Here is a 21,868-nt window from a genome sequence, read left to right as displayed (position 1 = left end):
TTTACCCGGTTTCACAGCAACTTGAGCGGTCAGGCGCCGCGCCGCGGCTAGGAGTCCCTCTGATGCGGCGCCCGCGACGTCAGTCGATGAAATCGCCGCCTCAGTCGTCGAAGTCCGCAAGAAATGTATTGGCTACCGCCGCGATAGGGTCCTACCATCCCTTCGAACGCTGCGTCGCGGTAAGGCGAGTCTGCTTTCACTGACCCTCGTCTTCGCAACCGCGAAAGAATGGCGTGTGGGAAGGAAGCGATTGTGCAGCGCACCAGTACCGAGGGGCCTGACTACTTTCATAAAGTCGTCGATTGCCAGTGGGCCTGCCCGGCCCACACGCCTGTTCCAGAGTACATCCGCCTGATCGCCGAGGGCAGGTACTCAGACGCCTACATGGTCAACTGGAAGTCGAACGTCTTCCCTGGAATCCTGGGACGGACCTGCGACAGACCATGCGAGCCCGCTTGCCGACGCGGGCGAGTCGAGGACGAACCGGTGGCGATCTGCCGGCTGAAGCGTGTCGCCGCGGACAACAAGGAGGACATCACAGGCCGGCTGCCTGCGCCGGTCGCGGTGTCCAACGGCAAGCGTGTGGCGCTGGTCGGCGCCGGGCCAGCCTCGCTGACCGTCGCGCGCGACCTGGCGCCCCTGGGCTACGAGCTGACCCTGTTCGACGGCGAGGCCAAGGCCGGCGGCATGATCCGCAGCCAGATCCCCCGTTTTCGGCTGCCTGAAGAGGTGATCGACGAGGAGGTCGGCTACGTCGCCGGGCTGGGCATGGACCTGCGGCTGGGCGAGCGGGTCGACAGCCTCAAGGCGCTGCTGGCCGAAGGCTACGACGCGGTGTTCGTCGGCTCAGGCGCGCCGCGCGGACGCGACCTCGACCTGCCGGGACGGCGGGAGGCCGCCGCCAATATCCACATCGGCATCGACTGGCTGAGCAACGTCTCGTTCGGCCATGTCGACCAGATCGGCCGCCGGGTGATCGTGCTGGGCGGCGGCAACACGGCCATGGACTGCTGCCGCACCTCGCGCCGGCTGGGCGGACAGGACGTCAAGGTCATCGTCCGCTCGGGCTTCGAGGAGATGAAAGCCAGCCCCTGGGAGAAGGAAGACGCGCTCCACGAAGACATTCCGATCCTCAACTACCTGGTGCCCAAGGCCTTTGCCCATGAGGGCGGTAGACTCACCGGCGTGACCTTCGAGAAGGTGCGCCCCGAATACGACGCCAAGGGCCGTCGCAGCCTGGTCCCCTCCGGGGAGCCCGACGAGCACTACGAATGCGACGACGTGCTGATCGCCGTCGGCCAGGAGAACGCCTTTCCCTGGATTGAGCGCGACATCGGCCTGACCTTCGACACGTGGGGCATGCCGACGGTCGATCCCCTCACCTTCCAATCGACTCTGGCCAACGTGTTCTTCGGCGGCGACGCGGCCTTCGGGCCCAAGAACATCATCTGGGCGGTCGCTCACGGCCACGATGCGGCGATCTCCATCGACAAGTTCTGCAAGGCCGAAGACCTGAACGACCGCCCGCCTCCAGGCACGTCGATGACGAGCCAGAAGATGGGCATCCACGAGTGGAGCTACGACAACGACCCGGCCAACGACGCCCGCTATCGCGTGCCGCTGCTCGACAAGGGCGAGGCGCTGAAGGATGTCCGTCTGGAGGTCGAGTTGGGCTTTGACCGGGCGACGGCCTATCGCGAGACCCAGCGTTGCCTGAATTGCGACGTGCAGACGGTCTTCGCTGAGTCGGCCTGCATCGAATGCGACGCCTGCGTCGACATCTGCCCGACCGACTGCATCACCTTCACCGAGAACGGCGATGAAGCCGACCTGCGCGGCCGGCTGAAGGCCCCAGCGCTGAACCTGGAGCAGGCGCTGTTCGTCTCCGGCGACCTCCCGACCGGCCGGGTGATGGTCAAGGACGAGGACGTCTGCCTGCACTGCGGTCTTTGCGCCGAACGCTGTCCTACCGGCGCATGGGACATGCAGAAGTTCCTGTTGGAAATGACCCATGCGGGGGGATCATGCCGCTAGAGGCGCTCAACGATTTCGTCGTCAAGTTCGCGAACGTCAACGGTTCCGGGTCGGCCAGCGCCAACAGCATGTTCGCCAAGGCGATCCTGCGCATGGGCGTGCCGGTAGCGGCGCGCAACATCTTCCCGTCCAACATCCAGGGCCTGCCGACCTGGTTCGAGGTCCGCGTGACCGAGGCAGGGCATCTGGGGCGGCGGGGCGGCGTCGACCTGATGGTGGCGATGAACCCGCAGACCTGGGACCGCGACGTCGCCGAGATCGAGCCCGGCGGCTACCTGTTCTACGACTCCACCAAGCCGTTGCCGCCATCCAAGTTCCGCGACGACGTCACGGTGGTCGGCGTGCCGCTGACCGCGATGTGCAACGCCGCCTACCAGATCCCGCGCGAGCGCCAGCTGTTCAAGAACATCATCTATGTCGGCGCCCTGGCCGCGCTGCTCGACATCGAGATGGGCGTCATCGAGCAATTGCTGAGCGAGCAGTTCGCCGGCAAGGACCGGCTCATCGCCGCCAATGTCGCGGCGCTCCACATGGGCCGCGACTATGTGGCCGAACATCTCTCGCCCCTGCGCCTCAGGGTGCGGCGCGCCGATCGGGTCGGCGACCGCATCTTCGTCGAGGGCAACGCCGCCGCGGCGCTGGGCGCAGTCTATGGCGGGGCGACCGTCTGCGCGTGGTATCCGATCACCCCCTCGACCTCGCTCGCCGAGGCCTTCACCGGCTATTGCGAGGACCTACGTACCGACCCTGAAACGGGTAAGGCGCGCTACGCCATAGTCCAGGCTGAGGACGAAATCGCCTCGATCGGGGTGGTCGTCGGGGCCGGCTGGAACGGCGCCCGGGCGTTCACGGCCACATCCGGACCGGGCGTGTCGCTGATGACCGAGTTCATCGGCCTCTCCTACTTCGCCGAAATCCCGGCGGTGATCTTCGACGTCCAGCGCGGCGGCCCGTCCACCGGCATGCCGACCCGCACCCAGCAGGCTGACCTGCTCGCCGCCGCGTATGCCGGCCACGGCGACACCAAGCACCCGTTGCTGCTGCCGGCCGATCCCGGCGAGTGCTTCGAGATGGGCGCCCAGGCCTTCGACTTGGCCGACCGCCTGCAGACCACGGTCTTCGTCATGCTCGACCTCGACATCGGCATGAACGAATGGCTGACCCAGCCCTTCGAGTGGGATGACGACCGCGCGCTCGATCGCGGCAAGGTAATGACCTACGAGGATCTGGAAGCCGGCCGCGACTTCGGCCGCTACCTCGAGGTCGACGGCGACGGCATTCCCTATCGCACCTATCCCGGCACGCACCCGACGAAGGGCGGCTACTTCACCCGCGGGACCTCACGCAATCCCTATGCCCGCTACAGCGAGGAAGGCGCGGTCTATGTCGGCAATATGGAGCGTCTGCTGCGTAAGTTCGACACCGCGCGGCGCTTGGTGCCCGGCCCTGTCGCGCGGAACGCTACGCGCGCCACCCGAGACGGCGTGATCTATTTCGGCTCGAGCACGCCGGCGGTGCATGAGGCGCTGAGCAGCCTTGAGCACGCAGGCCTGCATCTCGACGCCTTGCGGGTCCGCGGCTTTCCCTTCGCCGACGAGATCTTTGAGTTCGTCGCCACCCATGACCGGGTCTTCGTCATCGAACAGAACCGCGACGCCCAGCTGCGGACGCTGCTGATCAACGAAGGCGAAATCGATCCGTCGCGACTGACGGCCGTGCTGCACTACGACGGCACTCCGATCACCGCGCGCTTCATCACCGATGCGGTCACCCGGCTGATGAGCGAGCGCAGGCCCATGCCGGAGGCGGCTGAATGACCTACATCACCAAGCCGCAACTGCATCACCCGCAGCTCAAGCCAAACGCGCTCGGCTACACACGGCGCGACTACGAGGGCGCAGTCTCGACCCTGTGCGCCGGCTGCGGCCACGACTCGATCTCGTCGGCGATCATACAGGCCTGCTACGAACTGGAGCTGCCGCCGCACCGGGTCGCCAAGCTGTCAGGCATCGGCTGTTCGTCGAAGACGCCAGACTATTTCCTCGGGAACTCTCACGGATTCAACACCGTCCACGGGCGCATGCCGTCGGTGCTCACGGGCGCCAACCTCGCCAACCGCGACCTGATCTATCTTGGCGTATCCGGCGACGGCGACAGCGCTTCGATCGGACTGGGACAGTTCGCCCACTCGATCCGCCGCGGCGTGAACATGCTCTACATCGTCGAGAACAACGGCGTGTACGGCCTGACCAAGGGCCAGTTCTCAGCGACCTCGGACAAGGGCTCGAAGTCGAAGAAGGGCGTCGTCAATCACGACGCGGGCATCGACCTGGTCAGCTTGGCCCTGCAGATGGGCGCGACCTTCGTGGCGCGATCCTTCTCCGGCGACAAGGACCAGCTCGTGCCGCTGATCAAGGCCGCGTTGAGTCACAGGGGCGCGGCGTTCATCGACTGCATCAGCCCGTGCGTGCAATTCAACAATCACGCCGGCTCGACCAAGTCCTACGACTATGTGCGCGAGCACAACGAAGCGGTGAACCGCATGGACATCGTGCCGGCGCGCAACGCCATCACCATCGACTATGCCCCGGGGGAAACCGTCCCGGTCGCTCAGCACGACGGTTCGATCCTGCACCTCCACAAGCTGGCCGAACATTACGACCCGTCCGATCGGGTCGGGGCGCTCGCCTACCTGCAAGCGCGTCAGGCGCTGGGGGAGATCGTCACCGGGCTGCTATTCCTCGACCCTGAGGCGCGCGACCTGCATGAGAACCTGGGCACCGTCGACGTTCCGCTGAATTCGCTGAGCGAGCGTGAACTGTCCCCAGGCGCGGCCGCCCTGGCCCGGATCAACGCCTCGCTTCGATAGTCGGCCACGCCACAACTCCAGCTGGCGCCTTCATCGCCGCCGCCGGCTAACCTATGGTCTTCGGCTACCGCTGATTCATCAGCGGACCGGTGGGGAGCGATCTGGGCATGTGGTTGCTGCGCGCGGCGCTTGGCGCCCTGGCTCTGCTGAGCCTCGCGATCGCGATCGCGCCTGAGCCCCCGGCCGCGCCGATGCTCGGCATGAAGACCGAGATCATCGTCGGAAAGCCGGACACCGTACCCCTAGCCGGCGCAGTGGTTCTCGATAGTGCGCTCCGGGCCGGCTCGCCCCGTGATTCCGCGCTCTATCGCTCAACCTCGCCGGCAGGCGTTCGGCCGTTGGCGCTGGAGATGGGGCCGCTGGAGCCGGTTGATTTCGTCGGGGTGACGTACCAGGGCGCAATCCGCGAGTACGAGACACGTAACGCGCTCTACCTGCGTTGCTCGACACACCAGCAGATCAAGCCCATCGCCGGCGGAGCCACGGAGGGAGTCTACACCGAGGCCATCGTTCCCCTGGGACGGACCTGGTGTCCAGGCGGCGAAGTGTTCCTGCGGCTCGTCGGAACGTCCGACTTCCGGCACGTCGGCGTCGCCCCGCCTTACGAGGTCTCTGCGCTGAGCTACCTCAAGCAATCCTATCTCGGTTACGCCGGCTATCTGCTCTTGGCGTTCGCCGTCGTGTTTGCGGCGTTCTTCACCGGCGGGCTCGTGGCCAGAGCCACGCGCAGCGGGGTCGATCCCGTGCTCGGCGGCTTCCTTGGCCTCGCCGTCGCGTCGCTGGCCCTGTTCTACCTCTACGCGTGGACGCCCGCGCCCCCGTTCAGCGCGCTTCTGCTGGTCGGCGCGGTGGTGGCGATCGCGGTCGGCGCACGCTGGAAGGCGCCCGACCTCGCCAAGTCCGTCTGGCGCGCCCAGAAGGCTCCAGTCTACGCTTGGTTCCTGACCGCCTTTCTCGTTTTCACCGTCCTGCATCTCGGGGCGACTGGATCGGGGGTCTGGGAGCCGGCCCGGAGGTTCGCACCAGCGGTCTGGTCCTCCGACCACCTGTTGCCAGGCCTGTTCGCCGAGACCGTGCGGCTTGGGACCCATCCATTGCAGACCGCGCCCGGCGACTGGTCGCTCAGCGATCGCCCGCCGCTGATGGCCGGCGGCTACCTGCTCTTCGCCGACCTGTTTGCACTGCTGCAGGCGAACAATGACGGCGCACATCTGCAGCCCGTCGCGCTCGGCGTGGGCGGCATATCGCTTTCAGCGTTGTGGGCGGCGGCGTTCTACTGGGCCGTGCGCCGGGCGGCCAAGCTGCCGCCGGCGGTCGCCGCGACCGGCGTCCTGCTCGTGGCGCTTACCCCGTTCGCGCTGTTCAACACCGGTTACACGTGGCCGAAGCTGATGGGCGCAGCGTTCAGCATCGCTGCGGCAGGCTACGCATTCCGGCTGCGGCCCTCGCCACGCGCCTCGATCGGCGAGACCGCGACGTTCGGCGGCCTCGCCGGCTTCGCCATGCTCTGCCACGCAGCCTCGTCGTTCTTCCTCGCGCCCGTGGCGCTGGTCTACTTCGTGACCCGCCTGTGGCGTTCCCCCAAGGCGCTGGTGGCCGGAGCCGCGGTCGGCCTGGCCCTGCTGGCGAGTTGGTCGGCGTACAAGGCCACTGCGTTGCCGAGCCAGGACCCCCTGCTCGCCTACGCCCTCACCGGCGAACTGCAGCTCGCCCCCAAGCAGTCGCTGAGCGAACGCCTGGCCACGCGCTACCAGAGCTACACCGCCCTGGAGTGGCTCCAGACCAAGGCCGAGATCGCCGCCTATCTGTTTACGCCCAGCCCACCGCAGGCGCCCGAGCCGCTGGCGCGCCCCCTCGGCGCCGGAGAGACCGACCTGGCCGGAGCGCTGCGGCGCTGGGACTTCTACGCGCTCAGCGGGGGCAACGTCGCCTTGCTGCTGCTGGGCGCGCTGGCGCTCTGGAGCGTTGCGCGCCGACGTCCCGGCCGTCCGCCGCAGACCGCGATGGCCGGCCGCCTGCTCGTCTCAGTCGCCGGGTGCTACGCGCTGTTCGTAGGCGTGACCTTCCTTGCCCTCTTCCTGCACCAGTTCAGCTACGACGCCATTCTGGCGCTCGCCCTCGCGGGCGTCGTGGCAATCGGCGCCGAGGCCTGGGGACGCAAGACGTTGCTGGCCATGACCATGGCCACAGGGCTCTATACGGGCCTTGTCTGGGTCGCCGCGCCGCTGGGCGGGGTGATCACCCTGGATCTTGCGGCGTTGGCGACGCTGATCCTGACCGGGCTGGGGCTCACGCTCGCCTGGCGCCAAGTCGGCAAGGCCTCACTCCGCCGCACAGGTCTCGTGGCGCTTGGCCTCGCCGCGCTCGCTGGCGGATGCCTCGCGCTTCGGCCAGCCGCCGTCGTTCGTGGTGCGAGCCCGCCGGACCTGGCCTACATGTCCCGGCTCGTCGCCAACCCGGCGGTGGATCCCACCCGCTGTCGCGGCAACCTTGATGGCGTCGTGCAACGCAAGACCGGCGGCTGGCGGGTGTTCGGCTGGGCGTGGGACGTTGCGGCCGAGGCGCCGGTCAAGGCCGTCGCGGTGGTCGACAACGGCTTGATCCTTCGCGCGGCCGTCGCCGACGATCCGCGCCCCGACGTGCCCGCCGCCCTCCCGTCGGTGACCGACGCCAATGTCGGCTGGCGTCTCGACGTCGAGAAGCCTCTCCTGCGCCCGCAGGTGCTGGTAACGCTCGCTGACGGTTCTAACTGTGCGCTCTGGGCCGCCCCCTGATGAGCGACAGAATCGTCCCATGCTCGCTGCGCCCGGCCGCAAGGCCTAAGCCGACGCGGTCCGTCGGCGAGCTATCCCAAAAGCGTGTTCTTCCATGATGCAGCGTATTCTCGTCACCGGCGCCGCAGGCCTCGTCGGCCAGAACCTGATCGCCCAGTTGGCGCGAACAGGCGAGTTCGACCTGGTCGCCGTCGACAAGCACCCGCAGAACACCGCCATCCTCCAGCGCCTGCATCCCCAGCTGCAGGTGATCACCGCCGACTTGGCCGAACCCGGCCCGTGGGAGGACGTCGCGGCAGCCTGCGACGCGGTGGTCATGCTGCAGGCGCAGATCGGCGGGCTCGATCCAGAGGCGTTCCGCCGCAACAACATCGTCTCGACCGAACGCGTGCTGGCTGCCGCCGCGCGCGGCAAGCGGCCCTACGTCGTCCATGTCAGTTCGTCGGTGGTGAATTCCCAGGCCCGCGACCTCTACACCGAGAGCAAGAAGGCGCAGGAGGCCATCGTGGCGCGGTGCGAACTGCCACACGTGATCCTGCGGCCGACGCTGATGTTCGGCTGGTTCGACCGCAAGCACCTGGGCTGGCTGGCCCGCTTCATGCGCCGCGCGCCGGTGTTCCCGATCCCGGGAGACGGGCGCTATCTGCGCCAGCCGCTCTATGCCGGAGACTTCGCCAGCATCATCGGCGCCTGCCTGCGCGAGCGGCGGGAGGGGACGTTCAACATCTCCGGCCAGGAGCGGATCGACTACATCGACCTCATCCGGCAGATCCGCGACACCGACGGTTCGCGGACGCCTATCGTCAGGATTCCGGTCTGGCTTTTCAGTTTGCTGCTGAAGACCTACGCCATCTTCGACCGCAACCCGCCGTTCACGACCGCGCAGCTGAAGGCTCTGCGGACACCCGACGTGTTCGAGGTGATCGACTGGCCGGGCATCTTCGGCGTGCGGGCCACCCCGCTGCGCGAGGCGTTGAACGCGACCCTGAAGGACCCCGCCTACGCCGATGTCGAGCTGACGTTCTGACCATGGCGCGGACGGACGACAGACTGCTGGTGATCGGCGCGGGGCCGATGGGGCTGGCCGCCGCCTACTACGCCGCCAAGGCCGGCTGGAAGGTCGAGGTGCTGGAGGCCGGCGACCGCCCCGGCGGCATGGCCGCGCACTTCGACTTCAACGGCCTGTCGCTTGAGCGCTTCTATCACTTCTGCTGCCGCAGCGACGCCGACACCACCGCCCTGCTCGCCGAGCTCGGCCTGCCGCCGATCCGGTGGGTTCCGACCAAGATGGGCTTCTACGTCGATGGCAAGCTGCACCCGTGGGGCGATCCGATCTCGCTTCTGACCTTCCCGGGCATGAGCCTGATCGAGAAGGTCCGCTACGGCCTGCAGGCCTACCTCTCGACCAAGCGCTCGGACTGGCGGCGGCTGGACAGGATCGGCGCCGCGGACTGGTTCCGCGCCTGGTGCGGGCCGCGGGTCTACGACAAGCTCTGGCGCCCGCTGTTCGAGCTGAAGTTCTACGAGCACGCCGAGAGCATCTCGGCGGCCTGGGTCTGGCAACGGATCAAGCGGCTCGGCCGCTCGCGCCGCTCGCTGTTCCAGGAAGAACTGGGCTACATCGAGGGTGGCTCAGAGGCGCTGGTCATGGCCCTCACGGCGGCGATCGAAAAGCTGGGCGGCAAGATCCATCTGTCGACCCCGGCCAGGCGCCTGCTGATCGAGGCGGGCCAGGTCCAGGGCGTCGAAGCCTCGGATGGTCGCCGGTTCGAGGCCAGCCAGGTGATCTCGACCGTCGCCATGCCCTATGCGGCCGCGATGTTGGCCGACCATCCGGATCTGGCTGGCGCCTATTCGCAGTTCGAGAACGTCGGCGTGGTCTGCGTCGTCCACCAGCTGGCCAAGCCGGTCACTGCGAATTTCTGGGTCAATGTCTCCGACCCGGCCATCGGCGCGCCCGGCTTCGTCGAGTTCTCAAACCTTCGGCCACTCGACCGGCACATCGTCTACGTCCCTTACTACATGCCGACGTCCAACCCCGCGTTCGGCCGGAGCGACGAGGCCTTCGTCGATGAAAGCTATGGCTATCTGCAGCGGGTGAACCCGGCCCTGGGCGCTTCCGACCGCATCGCCAGCCATGTCGCGCGGCTGCGCTACGCCCAGCCGGTCTGCGACATCGGATTCGCCGACAGGATCCCCGATCCGCAGACGCCGGTGGCCGGCCTTCAGATTGCAGACACCTGCTTCTACTATCCAGAGGATCGCGGCGTGTCCGAGAGCATCGGCTATGCGCGGCGCCTGGTGGAGAGCCTTCCGCGTGCATGAGCGCCTGCGCCCATTGCTGAGCCGGCAGTTCGCGGCCTTCCTGCTGGTCGGCGGGACCGCGGCAGCAGCCCAATGGCTGAGCCGTTTCGCCTTCAGCCACGCCCTGCCTTATGCAGCAGCGGTAGTCTGCGCCTACGCGGTCGGCGTGCTGGTCGCCTTCGAGCTCAACCGGCGCTTCGTCTTTCCCACCGCGCCGGGCGACCGCCGCGGACAGTTCATGCGCTTCCTGGCGGTCAACGTCGTCTCGTTCGCGGTCGTCTGGCTGGTCTCGATGCTGCTGGGCGAGCTGCTGCTGCCACGGTTCATGTCGCGGGCTTGGGCCGAGGCCATCGGGCACGGAGTCGGCGTGCTGTCGCCCGCGGTGCTGAGCTTCGCCTTGCATAAGCGCTACACGTTCCGATCCCACGGACCCGCCAAATGACCCTGCACTCGAACCTCGAAGGCGGGCCGCGCGCCGCCCCGGTGCTGGTCGTCGACCTGGACGACACGCTGGTGCGCACCGACACCCTGGCCGAACAGTTCGTGGCCCTGGTGTTCCGCAACCCATTGGCCGCGCTCATGCTGCTGCCTGTGCTGCTGCGCGGTCGGGCCGCCTTCAAGGCGCGCCTGGCGCACCTGCAGCCGCTGGATCCGGCGGCCCTGCCCTATCACGAGGCGCTGCTCGATTTCCTGCGCCAGCAGAAGGCGCGCTCGCGGCCGATTCACCTGGTCACCGCCGCGCACCAGTCGGTCGCCGATGCTGTGGCCGCCCATTGCGGCCTGTTCGACAGCGCCGAGGGCAGCGACGGCGCGCGGAACCTGAAGGGCGTGCACAAGGCCGAGCGGCTGGTCGAGCGCTTTCCCGACGGCTTCGCCTATGCCGGCGACTCGCGCGCCGACCTGAAAGTCTGGGCCAAGGCCCAGGGCGTGGTCCTGGCCGGACCGGCCGCCGCCGTCGCCTTAGAGGCGCGCAGGCTGGGCAAGCCGCTGGAAGCCGAGTTCGAGCGCGATCGCCCAAGCCTGAAGACCTGGCGCAAGGCGCTGCGCCTGCACCAGTGGACGAAGAACCTGCTGGTGTTCCTGCCGCTGCTGCTGTCACAGAAGTTCACCGATCCGCAAGCGGTGATGCTCAGCCTGGCCGCCTTCGTCGCCATGGGGCTGACCGCCTCAGCGACCTACCTGATCAACGACCTTTCGGACCTGGCCTCGGACCGGCGGCACGCCACCAAGCGGCATCGGCCGCTGGCGGCGGGCGTGCTCCGCATCGAGCACGTCGCGGCGGCTGTGCCGCTGCTGCTGGCGGCCGCGGCCGCGCTGGCGCTGGCGACGTCGCCGGCCCTGCTGCTGGGGCTGGCGGGCTACGCCGTCCTGACCCTCGCCTACACCTTCCGCCTGAAGCGCCGGGCCATTCTCGACGTCGCGTCCCTGGCCTTGCTCTACGCTATCCGCATCGCCATCGGCGCGGCGGTGATCGCCACGCCGCAATCACCGTGGCTGATCACCTTCTCGCTGTTCTTCTTCTTCTCGATGTCGCTCGCCAAGCGCTATGCCGAGATCCACAATCTGCGGGCCGGCGACGTCTCCCGCCCCCTGCCTGGCCGCGGCTATCGCACGGACGACGGGCCGGCGGTGCTGGCGCTCGGCGCGGCCTCCAGCGTCGCCTCGGTGCTGATCGTGGTGACCTACCTGATGGAAGAGGCGTTTCCCTCGAACATCTACGCGCAACCCGACTGGCTGTGGGTCGCCCCGCTGCTGCTGATGATCTGGGTCGCTCGGCTGTGGCTGGTCGCCGGGCGAGGTGAGTTGGACGAGGATCCGATCGCCTACGCCATCCGCGACCGTTTCAGCTGGAAATTGATGGGCCCGCTGCTCGCAGCCTTCGTGCTGGCGACGGTCGCATGGCCCTGAGCTACCACAGCCAGGTCGTCGAGCCCTGGGGTCGCACGCCGCGCTTGCCCCACAAGGTCGCGCGCCCGCAACATCAGGACCAGCTGCCCGGCCTGATCGCAGAAGCGTCCGGAATCGGCAGCCTGCTCGCCGCCGGCCTACACCGCTCATACGGCGACAGCGGGCTCAATCCCGACGGACTGATGATCTCGATGCGCGGCCTCGACCGCTTCATCGCCTTCGATCCGGCGAGCGGCGTCCTGCGCGCCGAAGCCGGGGTCAGCCTCGACGAGATCCTGCGCACGGTCACCCCGCACGGCTGGTTCCTGCCGACCACGCCCGGGACGCGGTTCGTGACTCTCGGTGGGGCGATCGCCAACGATGTGCACGGCAAGAACCACCATCGCGCCGGCTCGTTCGGGCGGCACGTGCGTCGTATCGGCCTGCTGCGATCGGACGCCGGCGGCCTGGAGTTGTCGGCGCAGGATCGGCCCGAGCTGTTCCACGCCACCCTCGGCGGCCTGGGCCTCACCGGCCTGATCGCTTGGGCCGAGATCGCCCTGGCGCCGATCCCAAGCACCTTCGTCGACGAAGAGACCGTGCCCTTCGCCAACCTGCAGGAATATTTCCGGCTGACCGCCGAAAGCGACGGGCGCTTCGAGCACGTCTCCTCGTGGATCGATTGCACCGCGGGCGGCGCCGCGCTCGGCCGCGGAGTGATGTACCGGGCCAACTGGTCCGCCGCCGGCCCGCTGACCCTGCACGCGCCGCGCCAGAAGCTCCAGGCGCCGATCGCCGCTCCGCCGGGCCTGATGAACCGGTTGACCCTGCGAGCCTTCAATACCGCCTATGGCGGGATGCAGCGGCTGCGACGGGGGACCGCCCGCAAGCACTATGGCGGGGCGTTCTACCCGCTCGACGCCATCGGCGGCTGGAACCGCTTCTACGGTCCGGCGGGCTTCTACCAGCATCAGTTCATGGCGCCGGTGGGGACCCAGCAGGACGCCATGGCCGAGGCGCTGCGGACCCTTTCGGCCGCCGGCCAGGGTTCGTTCCTGGCCGTGCTCAAGAGCCTGGGCCCGCTACGGTCGGGCGGCCTCATCTCGTTCGAAGGCCCCGGCGCTTCGCTGGCGCTGGACTTCCCCAACCGCGGCGAGGCGACCCTGAACCTGCTGGAGCGGCTCGACAGCATCGTCGTGGCGGCCGGCGGCAAGGTCTATCCGGCCAAGGACGGGCGCATGTCGGCGGCGACGTTCCGCGCCGGCTATCCGCGCTGGCGCGAACTGGAAGCCCTGCGCGACCCTCTGTTTTCTTCACGTTTCTGGCGACGAGTGACACATGACCAATAACGCCTGGCGCGGCCGCGGCGTCCTCATTCTGGGCGCGGCCTCGGCCATCGCCGAAGCGGTCGCCCGCGACCTCGCCGCCCAAGGCGCCCAGCTGATGCTGGTGGCGCGCGACGGGGCGCGGCTGGAAGCGATCGCCGCCGACCTGCGGGTGCGCGGATCTCCCAACGTCGCGGTGCGGGCGCTCGACCTAGTGGAATCCGAACCCACCGACGAGCTGCTGCAGTCGCTGGCCGACGCCATCGGCGGTTTCGACACCGCACTGATCGCGCACGGCCTGCTGGGTGATCAGACTCGCGCCGAACAGGACGCCGCCCACGCCGCAGCGCTGATCGACGTGAACTTCACCTCCGCCGGCCTCTGGGCTCTGGCCCTGGCGCGGCGGCTGGAACGCACCGACGGCCGCAACGGCGTGGTGGCGGCGATCGGCAGCGTGGCCGGCGACCGCGGCCGGAGCTCGAACTTCGTCTATGGCGCGGCCAAGGCCGGCCTGGCGGTGCTGATGCAGGGCCTGGCCCATCGCAGCGCGCTGCACGGCGGCCCCAAGGCCGTGGTCTTCAAGCTGGGCTTCGTCGACACCCCGATGACCGCCGCCCTGGCCAAGGGCGGGCCGCTATGGGCCACGCCGCAAGCGGTGGCCAAGGTCATCGTCAAGGGCCTGAACGGGCGCAGCGCCATCGTCTACGGCCCGTGGTTCTGGCGATACGTCATGCTGATCATCCGGCTGCTGCCCCAGCCGGTGATCGCCCGGATCGACATCTAGTCGTCCGGGCGGCCGGGTCAGCCCTTGGCGCGGCCTTCGCGCAGACGCTCGATCGGGTCGAGCAGGTAGGCAAAGTCCTGACGGCGGAAGCTGCGGAACAGCAGGATCACACCGCTGAGCGTCAGCCAGGTCACACCGCTGGCCACAGTGATGATCAGCGGGTGATTGAAGCTCTCACGCTTGGTGTAGTCCATGATATGGATCATCCAGAAGATGTCCCACAGCCGCCAAGTGTCGTTGCGCACCAACGACACCTCGCCGGTGGCGGCCGACATGAACAGCGTCGTCTTCCCGGCGTCGGCGAACTCCACCCGCCAGGCCGGCAGTTCGGCGGTGCGGGACTCCACGTCGTGCTTCTCGACCCTGCGGATCGAGGCGACGCCCTCGGGCCCCGCGTAGGCCGCGGCCGCGAGCGCCCCGGCCCGGGCCGCATCGATGACCACCGGCTGGCCCGTGGCCGCGTCGAGCAGCTTGATCCCCGACGGCGTCGTCGCCTGATAGACCTGGGCCTGGCCGAGGGTCTTGAGCTGAAGCTTGAGGACCGGCTCGCCCAAGGCGGCCGCAACCTGGGACAAAGGCAGGGTCTGGGCCGGCAGCATGACCTGGGCGGGCTCGCGAATGGAGCCTTCGCCCGAGACCTTGTGATGGTCCAGCAGGGCCATCATCGCCCCGCTGATCGACCAGAGCAGCATCTGCAGGCCCAGCACCAGGCCGAACCACTTGTGAAGCGTGCGGATCAGGAACATCAGTCGATCCTCTAGGCCGCTTTGCGCGCGCGGCGCCGGCGGCGGAAACTGTAGAGCAGCAGCCAGCCGCCCGTGGCCGAGGTCGCGACGGCCATCCAGGTGGCGACGCGCAGCAGCGTGTTGTTCATGTCCGTGCGTTCTTCGTAGTCCATGATGTGGAACATCCAGACGAAATCGAAGATGCGCCAAAGGTCGTGCCGCTTGGCGGAGAGCTCGCCGGTCTGCGGCGCGATGTAGAGCGTGGGCTTCCACATGCCCTCGAACTCGACGCGCCAGATCGGCATCTGGCGACCCTTGATCTCGCTGAGCGCGGTGTCGAGCAGTTCGACCTTGGTCACGGCCCCCTCACCCGCATAGAGCGCCACGGCGCGGTCGCGCGCGGCCTTTTCACCCAGCGGCGAGAGCATCTGGCCGGTACGGGCGTCGAACAGCATGCGGCCGGGAATGGCGTCGACGATGTAGACCGGCTGGCCAAGCTGGGTGTCGAGGCGCACCGAGCGCGTCCCGCCAGGGACGAGAGTCGTTGGTTCGACCAGGCCTTCCAGGGCGATCGGCTGCTGGCGCGGCGTGCGCACCAGATGGTCGCCGTGGATGATATCGATGTGGACGGCGGTCATGTAGAGGCCGCTCAGCATCCAGAACACCGCCTGGACGGCGATGATCAGGGCGAGCCACTTGTGGGTCTTTCGAGCCAGGGCCGGCAAACGCATCTGGGAAATCTCTCAGAAATGGCCGACGCCGGGCGGGCCGTGGGGCAGCCCGCCCGGCGTCGCGCGCCAACCTAGTTGAACTGGTAGGTCAGGCGCACATAACCGCGACGACCGAGCAGGTCGTAGGTCATGGTGTCGGTGTTGCCGTCGGTGAAGCTCTGGATGTACGGAGCCTTCTTGTCGAAGATGTTGTCGACCCCGACCGCAATGTCGGCGTTCTCGGCGAAGCGATAGGCGAGCTGGGCGTTGTGGTAGAACACCCGCGGCGCTTCGTAGCCGATATCCCCCGGCGCGGCGTTGAAGTCCGTCGCCTTGCCGATCATCTGCACCGAGTAGGTCCCGGTCCAGTTTTCGTCGGTGACCGTGAAGCTGGCGTTGGAGCGCCACTTCGGGAAGCCGCCGTTGCCGCCGCCGATATGGCCGTCGAACTCGATCGGTTCGGCGCCGTCATAGGCGGTGATCAGGTACTCGCCGAGATAGGTCGTGTTCCAGTCGAAGCTGGCGCGGCGGTCGAACAGGTCGAAGTCGTAGTGGATGCCGATATCGACGCCGGTCATCTCTTCCTTGCCGGTGTTCACCGGGATGGACGACAGGAAGTTGACCTCGCCGGTCAGCGTGCTGCGGGTGAAGTTGCTCGAACCGCAGAACGGATGGGTCATCCCCGCCGAGGCGTAGCAGACCGCCAGCTTGGTCGAGCCGGGGATCGAACGGATCGCGTCGGTGATCTCGATATCGAAGTAGTCGATCGTCACCGACAGACCGCTGATCTGCGGCGGCGTGAAGACCAGGCCCAGGGTAAGGGTCTTGGCCTCTTCCGGCTGCAGGTCGCTGTTGCCGCCATTGGTGGTCAGGATCGTGGTGCCCAGCTGGCGGTAGCCGGCCGGAACGCCCGAGGCCTGGCAGTTGGCGATCAGGGTCGCATTGCCGCTGGTGCTGTAGCCGCTGCAGGGGTCGGTGGTGGTGAGGTTGCCCTCGGCCACGCCGCCGAACAGCTCGGGCACGCTGGGAACCCGGAAGCCGGTCCCGTACGTGGCCCGCAGACGCAGGCCTTCGATCGCCGTCCAGTTCAGGCTGGCCTTGTAGGTCACGTTGCTGCCGAACAGGTCGTAGTCCGAGTAGCGGAGCGCTCCGTCGACATCGAGGCTCTTGATCAGCGGCAGATCGGCCAGCAGCGGAGCCGAAACCTCCAGATAGGCTTCCTTGGCCTTCATCGAGCCGGAAATCGGGTCCTGCTGGTTGGTGTTGCCGATGCCCAGCACCGTCAGGGCGTCGGGATCCCGCCAGCCTTCTTCCTCGCGGTAAAGCAGGCCCACCGCCGCGCCGACCGGACCGGCGGGCAGTTCGAACAGCGTCCCGGAGAAGTCGAGCGTGGCGCTGCGCTGCTCGTTACCGCCGGTGTCGCGCGAGGTGTAGAGGATGTACTCCAGCACCTCCTTGGTCAGGCTGCCGGCGCCGAGATAGTCGCCGCAGGGCGCCCCCGGCACGCAGTTCAGGGTCTTCTGCACGCGTTCGAGGTTGGCGATGTTGGTCATCGCGTCGATGCCGGTGTTCCGACCCCAGTTCACCGCCGCTTCCCAGGTCCAGTCGCCGACCACCTTGCCGCGGGCGCCCGCCACCAGGCGGTAGGTGTCGGTTTCCTGGAAGAACTTGCGGGGGCCGCCCTCGCCCAGCCGCCGCGCCAGCAGGACCAGGTCCTGGCCCGTCGGGTTGTTCGGGTTCGTGGCGCGGATGGTGAAGTCACGCAGCACGTCGGGCGTGCCGTCCGGATTGGTCGGCCGATGGGTCAGGCCGCCAGGCGTCGCCAGCTGGTTGCTCTTGCGGTGGGTGAAGAAGAACTCGCCGAACAGCTGCACGTCGTCGGTCAGGTCGTAGTCGGCCAGGAACGCCGTGCTGATCCGCTCGATCGGCGACACCGCGTTCAGGTACGGGTTCGAGTTGAAGCCGTGCTTGGCGCCGTTGTAGGGCTCGAAATAGTTGCCGTCCGGGCCGGGCGTCTGGCTGAAGTTCACGACGCGGCCGTCGGCCAGCCGCGCACGGCCGCCAAGGGTGTTGCCGCTGTACGAGCAGACCAGCTGGCCGTTGCTCTCGCCCAGGCTGCAGGGCGCGCGGCTCGCCATGTTGACCGCCTCGGTCTTCTGGTAGGTGAACGCCGCGGTCACGCCGCCGCGGTCGCCGCGCATGCCCCACAGCAGGTCGACGGTGTACTCCTCGCCGTCCTTCTCGTCGGTGATGCCGTACTTGCCGGAGACCTTCAGGCCTTCGTAGCCGTCGATGGTGACGATGTTGACCACGCCGGCGACCGCATCGGCGCCGTAGATGGCCGACGCGCCGTCCTTCAGCACGTCCATCCGCCCGATGATCGAGGTCGGGATCATGTTGAGGTCGGGCGCGCTGTTGGCGCCGGTGCCGCCGTTCACGACGCGGCGGCCGTTGATCAGGGTCAGGGTGCGGTTGATGCCGAGACCGCGCAGGTTCACCTGCGCCGTGCCGTAGCCGTTGCCGGTCCAATAGGCGCTGGTCTGGCCGCCGGCGGCGCCGGCCGAGGCCGGAAGCCGCTGCAGCAGGGTCTCGACGTTGGTGATGCCGGTGTTCGAAATCTCTTCCTGGCTGACCACCGTCGCCGGGCCGACCCCGCTGATGTCCACCCGCTTGATGCGGCTGCCGGTGACGATGACTTCCTCGACGTCGCTCGCGGCTTGAGCGTGCGCCTCGGCGCTCCAGATCGCGCCGCTCAGCATGGCGCTGGCCAGCAGCAGACGCTTAGAAAAACGGTTCATAACCTACCCCCTTTGATCGGCGCCTGGGGCCACCCTCCCGGCGTATCCCAAGCGCCCGCGCGCCGCCGCGGTGAACCGCCAGCAGCTAATGTCTATACATATTTTGGTTCGCGCAGGCGGGACCACCGGCCCAGGAATCGATGACGATGTCTGATTGCATCGACGTCCGGCCAGGTTCACGACGACAACCTCCGTCGCCGCATAGCGCCTGGTCAGCCGAAATCCCCCGCCTGATCGTCCGCTTCGCCGACGATCGCGACTCTTCTCAAATCACCCCGAACTCACCGTGTTGATCCCCTCCTCTGGGCGCGGATTGCCCGCGCCGTGAGAGCGACCCTCCAGTCGCTCGTTGGGGATACGCGCGCCCCGCCCCCATCCCTCAAAATTTTTCCGGGTACGGCCGGAATTTTGACGAGGGTCAAGGTGGGGGCCTCCAGAGCGTCGTCGCGCTCCGGAGGCAGGCCAACCTATTGCGGGCGGATGGCGGTGATCGTCTGACCGTTGAGGTCGAAGCGGACCTTCGCCCCGACTTTGACCTTGGCGAGCAGGGCCTTGTCGGCGACCTTGAACGGCATGGTCATCGCCGGCCAGTTCAGGGCCTTGATCGGGTCGTGGGCGATGGTCACCGAGCCGCTCTTGGCGTCGATCTTCTTGACCACCCCCGTGCCTTCGACGCTGCCGGCGGCGGCCGGAGCGGTATGGCCGGCATGAGCGCTGTGGTCCTGGCCGTGGGCCAGGGCCCCGGTCGCGCAGACGCCGAGGGCCGCGACGGCCAGAAGCAGGGTCTTCATCTATTCTCTCCAACTAAGCTTGCGCCGACGGCGCGATGACTAGAACCAGGCGCGCACGCCCAGAACGAAACGGGTGTCTTCGACGTCTTCTCCGGCGGCCCGCGCGAGATCGGCGGTGTCGCCGAACTTCCGCTCGTAGGAGACGCCGACATAGGGGCCGAGCTCACGGCGAAGCTCGTAGCGCAGCCGCAGGCCAAGCTCGGCGCTGGTCAGGCCTGAGCCGAGCTCCAGTTCAGGAACCTCCTGGGCCGCCAGTTCGACCTCGGCGCGGGGCTCGAGGATCAGCTTCTGGGTCAGGCGCAAGTCGTAGGCGCCCTCGAGCCGCGCGGAAAGATCGCCCCTCTCGGAGAGGAAGGCCGCGCCTTCCAGTTCGAACCAGTAGGGCGCTACGCCCTCGAACCCGACCGTGGCGTAGGTCCGCGAGGGGCCCGGCTCGAAGTCATGCCGGACGCCCGCCTGCAGGTCGAAATAGGGCCCGATGGCGCGCGAATAGAGGACCTGGGCTTCTGCGGAGTGCAAATCACCGCCGAACTCGCCCTCGCCCGCCGACTTCACCACCAGGCGATTGACGTCGCCGCCGTACCAGAACTCGCCCTCCCAGGCGTAGGCGTCGTCGCCCGAGGTCGGCCGCACCTCGGCGGTGCTCAGCATGACCTTCCAGGCCTTCCCGCCGCCGTGCTCCTTGGCGAGCTGGGCGCGGGCCGCAGCCATGGCCTCGCGACCAAAGTAGCGCTCGGCGGCGTAGTCGCTCGGGGCCGGCGGCGCAGGCGCGTTCCCGGCCGGCGGGACGTTGGCCGGCGCCGGCATGGCGTGACCTGCATGCGGGTCCGCAGCGGGCGCAGGCATCGCGTGGCCGGCATGGGGATCGGCTGCCGCGGACGGCACAGCGTGCCCCGCGTGCGGATCGACCGTCGGAGCCGCGGCGGGCGGGGCGTGATGCTCGTGCTGTGCGGCGGCGGGCGTGGCCAGCATGAGCGGCGTCGCGGCGAGCGGCGCCAGGGCGATCAAAAGCTGACGGTTCACGCGGCGTCTCCTTCCAGGGGACGCACGGTCACCACGTTAAACATGCCCGCGTGCATGTGGTACAGTAGGTGGCAGTGGAACGCCCAGTCGCCGCGCTCGTCGGCGGTGAAGTCGAACGCCACCTTGCCGCCCGGCAGCACATTGACAGTGTGCTTGCGCGGGTGACGGCCCGGGTTGCCGGTCACCACCTCAAAGAAATGGCCATGCAGATGGATCGGGTGGGCCATCATCGAGTCGTTGACCAGCACCACGCGAACCCGCTCGTTGTAGCGGAACGGGATCGGGTCCTTCAGGTGGCTGTAACTGACCCCGTCGAATGCCCACATGAAGCGTTCCATGTTGCCGGTCAGGTGGATCTCCAGCTCCCGCGAAGGCGACCGGGGATCGGGATTGGGATCGAGCGAGACCAGGTCCTTGAGCGTCAGCACCTTGTGGCCGACGTCCTCAAGCCCCTGCCCCGGATCGCCGGTCCGGTCAGCCGGCATCGGCGAGATCATCTGCACGCCCGGGCCAAGCTTGACCTGCGGCGCGTTGCGCGGGTCGAGCATGGACATGCCGGAGTGGTCCATCTCCATGCCTTCCATGCCGGGCATGGCCGAGTGGTCCATCCCCATGTCGCGCATGTTGAGCAGCGGCCGCTTGCGCAGCGGTGGGACCGGCGCAGTCATGCCCAGGCGCGGCGCCAGCGTGGCGCGGCCCATGCCGGAACGGTCTGCGGCCTCGGCGACCAGCGTATAGGCCCGGTCCTCCGTCGGCTGGACGATGATGTCGTAGGTTTCGGCCGGCGCGATCTGAAACTCTTCGACGCCCACCGGAACGACGTTCTGGCCGTCGGTCTGCACGACGCTGAGCTTCAGGCCCGGAATACGGACATTGAAGATCGTCATCGCGCCGGCGTTGACGAACCGCAGCCGCACTCGTTCTCCAGGGGTGAACAGGCCCGTCCAGTTGTCCTTCGGCCCATGGCCGTTGATCAGGAAGGTGTAGGTCGACCCGGTGACGTCCAGGACGTCCGTCGGGTCCATCAGCATCTTGGACCACTCCTTGCGGTCCTTGAACGATTGGTCCTGCCCCTTCAGCAGCCCGGCGACGGTCTGCTTCTGCATGTTGAAGTAGCCGGCGTGGGCCTTCAGCTTCCGGAAAATCTCGTGCGGATGCATGAAGCTGTAGTCGGACAAGACAATCACGTGCTCGCGATCGTATTTCACCGGGTCCTCGCCGGCCGGATCGATGACGATCGGACCGTAGTGGCCCATCTGCTCCTGCAGGCCCGAGTGGCTGTGATACCAGTAGGTGCCCGCCTGACGGACCTTGAACTCGTAGTTGAAGGTCTCGCCCGGCTTGATGCCGGGGAAGCTGACGCCCGGCACCCCGTCCATCTCGAACGGCAGCAGCAGGCCGTGCCAGTGGATCGAGGTGTCCTCGTCGAGATTATTGGTGACCGACAGGCGGACCTGTTGGCCCTCCTTCAGGCGGACCAGCGGCGCCGGCACGGTGCCGTTGACGGTGATCGCATGCCCGGCGCGGCCGTCGACCTTGAACGGCGTGTGGCCGACGGTCAGGGCGATATTTTCGCCCGACACGGTCGGCAGGGTGCTGACGATGCCAGGAGTGCCGCTCTGCGCCCAGGCCGGCAGCAGCGCGCTGAGGGCCGCCCCGCCGCCCAGGGCGGACGCTCCACGCAGGAGCTGACGTCGATCCAAGTCCTTCATGGGCGGCCCTTCGAAGCAAAGCCCGCCAGGCGCAGGGGAGCGCCGACGGGTCGGGTACAGGTCGTTTCAGTCATGGCGGGAAAAGAACGGGTTCCCATCGTGGGAGGGTCAAGCGAGCAGTCAAAACAGAAT

16 protein-coding genes are annotated in these 21,868 nt (G+C 67.8%); 10 read left to right on the top strand and 6 right to left on the bottom strand.

Going from position 1 to position 21,868, the window contains the following annotated elements; all coding sequences use genetic code 11:
* Window positions 1–252 precede the first annotated feature (252 nt).
* The 10 genes from OUA97_RS02165 to OUA97_RS02120 all read left to right on the top strand — a co-directional run bounded on the left by OUA97_RS02165 (window position 253) and on the right by OUA97_RS02120 (window position 13,977).
* On the top strand, window positions 253–2,034 hold the full coding sequence (locus OUA97_RS02165; protein WP_267230121.1) for an FAD-dependent oxidoreductase: 1,782 nt from the start codon (window positions 253–255) through the stop codon (window positions 2,032–2,034).
* Window positions 2,025–3,851 (top strand): 2-oxoacid:acceptor oxidoreductase subunit alpha, encoded by a 1,827-nt coding sequence (locus OUA97_RS02160; protein ID WP_267230120.1) that lies wholly within the window; start codon window positions 2,025–2,027, stop codon window positions 3,849–3,851. The genes OUA97_RS02165 and OUA97_RS02160 overlap by 10 nt, the downstream gene beginning before the upstream one ends.
* Window positions 3,848–4,903, top strand: coding sequence for a 2-oxoacid:ferredoxin oxidoreductase subunit beta (locus OUA97_RS02155; protein WP_267230119.1), 1,056 nt, complete (start codon window positions 3,848–3,850; stop codon window positions 4,901–4,903). The genes OUA97_RS02160 and OUA97_RS02155 overlap by 4 nt, the downstream gene beginning before the upstream one ends.
* A gap of 107 nt (window positions 4,904–5,010) precedes the next feature.
* Window positions 5,011–7,677, top strand: a complete 2,667-nt coding sequence (locus OUA97_RS02150; protein WP_267230118.1) for a hypothetical protein — start codon at window positions 5,011–5,013, stop codon at window positions 7,675–7,677.
* A gap of 94 nt (window positions 7,678–7,771) precedes the next feature.
* Window positions 7,772–8,704, top strand: coding sequence for an NAD-dependent epimerase/dehydratase family protein (locus OUA97_RS02145; protein ID WP_267230116.1), 933 nt, complete (start codon window positions 7,772–7,774; stop codon window positions 8,702–8,704).
* Window positions 8,705–8,706: 2 nt separating this feature from the next.
* Window positions 8,707–10,002 (top strand): NAD(P)/FAD-dependent oxidoreductase, encoded by a 1,296-nt coding sequence (locus OUA97_RS02140; RefSeq protein WP_267230115.1) that lies wholly within the window; start codon window positions 8,707–8,709, stop codon window positions 10,000–10,002.
* Window positions 9,995–10,423, top strand: coding sequence for a GtrA family protein (locus OUA97_RS02135; protein WP_267230114.1), 429 nt, complete (start codon window positions 9,995–9,997; stop codon window positions 10,421–10,423). The genes OUA97_RS02140 and OUA97_RS02135 overlap by 8 nt, the downstream gene beginning before the upstream one ends.
* Entirely contained in the window at window positions 10,420–11,889 is a 1,470-nt protein-coding gene (locus tag OUA97_RS02130; protein ID WP_267230113.1) for a UbiA family prenyltransferase, read from the top strand. Before OUA97_RS02135 ends, OUA97_RS02130 begins: the two co-directional genes overlap by 4 nt.
* Window positions 11,880–13,217 carry an FAD-binding oxidoreductase gene (locus OUA97_RS02125; RefSeq protein ID WP_267230112.1) on the top strand — a complete coding sequence of 446 codons (1,338 nt, stop codon included), beginning with the start codon at window positions 11,880–11,882 and terminating at the stop codon, window positions 13,215–13,217. Before OUA97_RS02130 ends, OUA97_RS02125 begins: the two co-directional genes overlap by 10 nt.
* Entirely contained in the window at window positions 13,207–13,977 is a 771-nt protein-coding gene (locus OUA97_RS02120; RefSeq protein ID WP_267230111.1) for an SDR family NAD(P)-dependent oxidoreductase, read from the top strand. The genes OUA97_RS02125 and OUA97_RS02120 overlap by 11 nt, the downstream gene beginning before the upstream one ends.
* 17 nt (window positions 13,978–13,994) lie before the next feature.
* On the opposite strand, the gene OUA97_RS02115 is transcribed toward OUA97_RS02120, so the two are convergent.
* The 6 genes from OUA97_RS02115 to OUA97_RS02090 form a co-directional block, all read right to left on the bottom strand.
* Window positions 13,995–14,723, bottom strand: a complete 729-nt coding sequence (locus tag OUA97_RS02115; protein ID WP_267230110.1) for a PepSY domain-containing protein — start codon at window positions 14,721–14,723, stop codon at window positions 13,995–13,997.
* 11 nt (window positions 14,724–14,734) lie between these two features.
* A complete protein-coding gene (locus tag OUA97_RS02110; protein WP_267230109.1) occupies window positions 14,735–15,433 on the bottom strand; it encodes a hypothetical protein in 699 nt (232 codons plus the stop codon).
* Between the two features lie 71 nt (window positions 15,434–15,504).
* Window positions 15,505–18,210 (bottom strand): TonB-dependent receptor domain-containing protein, encoded by a 2,706-nt coding sequence (locus OUA97_RS02105; RefSeq protein WP_267230107.1) that lies wholly within the window; start codon window positions 18,208–18,210, stop codon window positions 15,505–15,507.
* A gap of 467 nt (window positions 18,211–18,677) precedes the next feature.
* The gene (locus OUA97_RS02100; RefSeq protein ID WP_267230105.1) at window positions 18,678–19,001 is read right to left on the bottom strand and encodes a copper-binding protein; all 324 of its coding nucleotides are present in this window, start codon (window positions 18,999–19,001) and stop codon (window positions 18,678–18,680) included.
* A 39-nt stretch (window positions 19,002–19,040) separates the two neighbouring features.
* Window positions 19,041–20,024 (bottom strand): copper resistance protein B, encoded by a 984-nt coding sequence (locus tag OUA97_RS02095; RefSeq protein WP_267230104.1) that lies wholly within the window; start codon window positions 20,022–20,024, stop codon window positions 19,041–19,043.
* A complete protein-coding gene (locus OUA97_RS02090) occupies window positions 20,021–21,736 on the bottom strand; it encodes a copper resistance system multicopper oxidase (protein WP_267230102.1) in 1,716 nt (571 codons plus the stop codon). Before OUA97_RS02090 ends, OUA97_RS02095 begins: the two co-directional genes overlap by 4 nt.
* Window positions 21,737–21,868: the final 132 nt, after the last annotated feature.

This window comes from Phenylobacterium sp. 58.2.17 (assembly GCF_026411515.1).
GTDB lineage: Bacteria > Pseudomonadota > Alphaproteobacteria > Caulobacterales > Caulobacteraceae > Phenylobacterium.
This window is presented reverse-complemented; position numbering and strand designations above follow the sequence as displayed.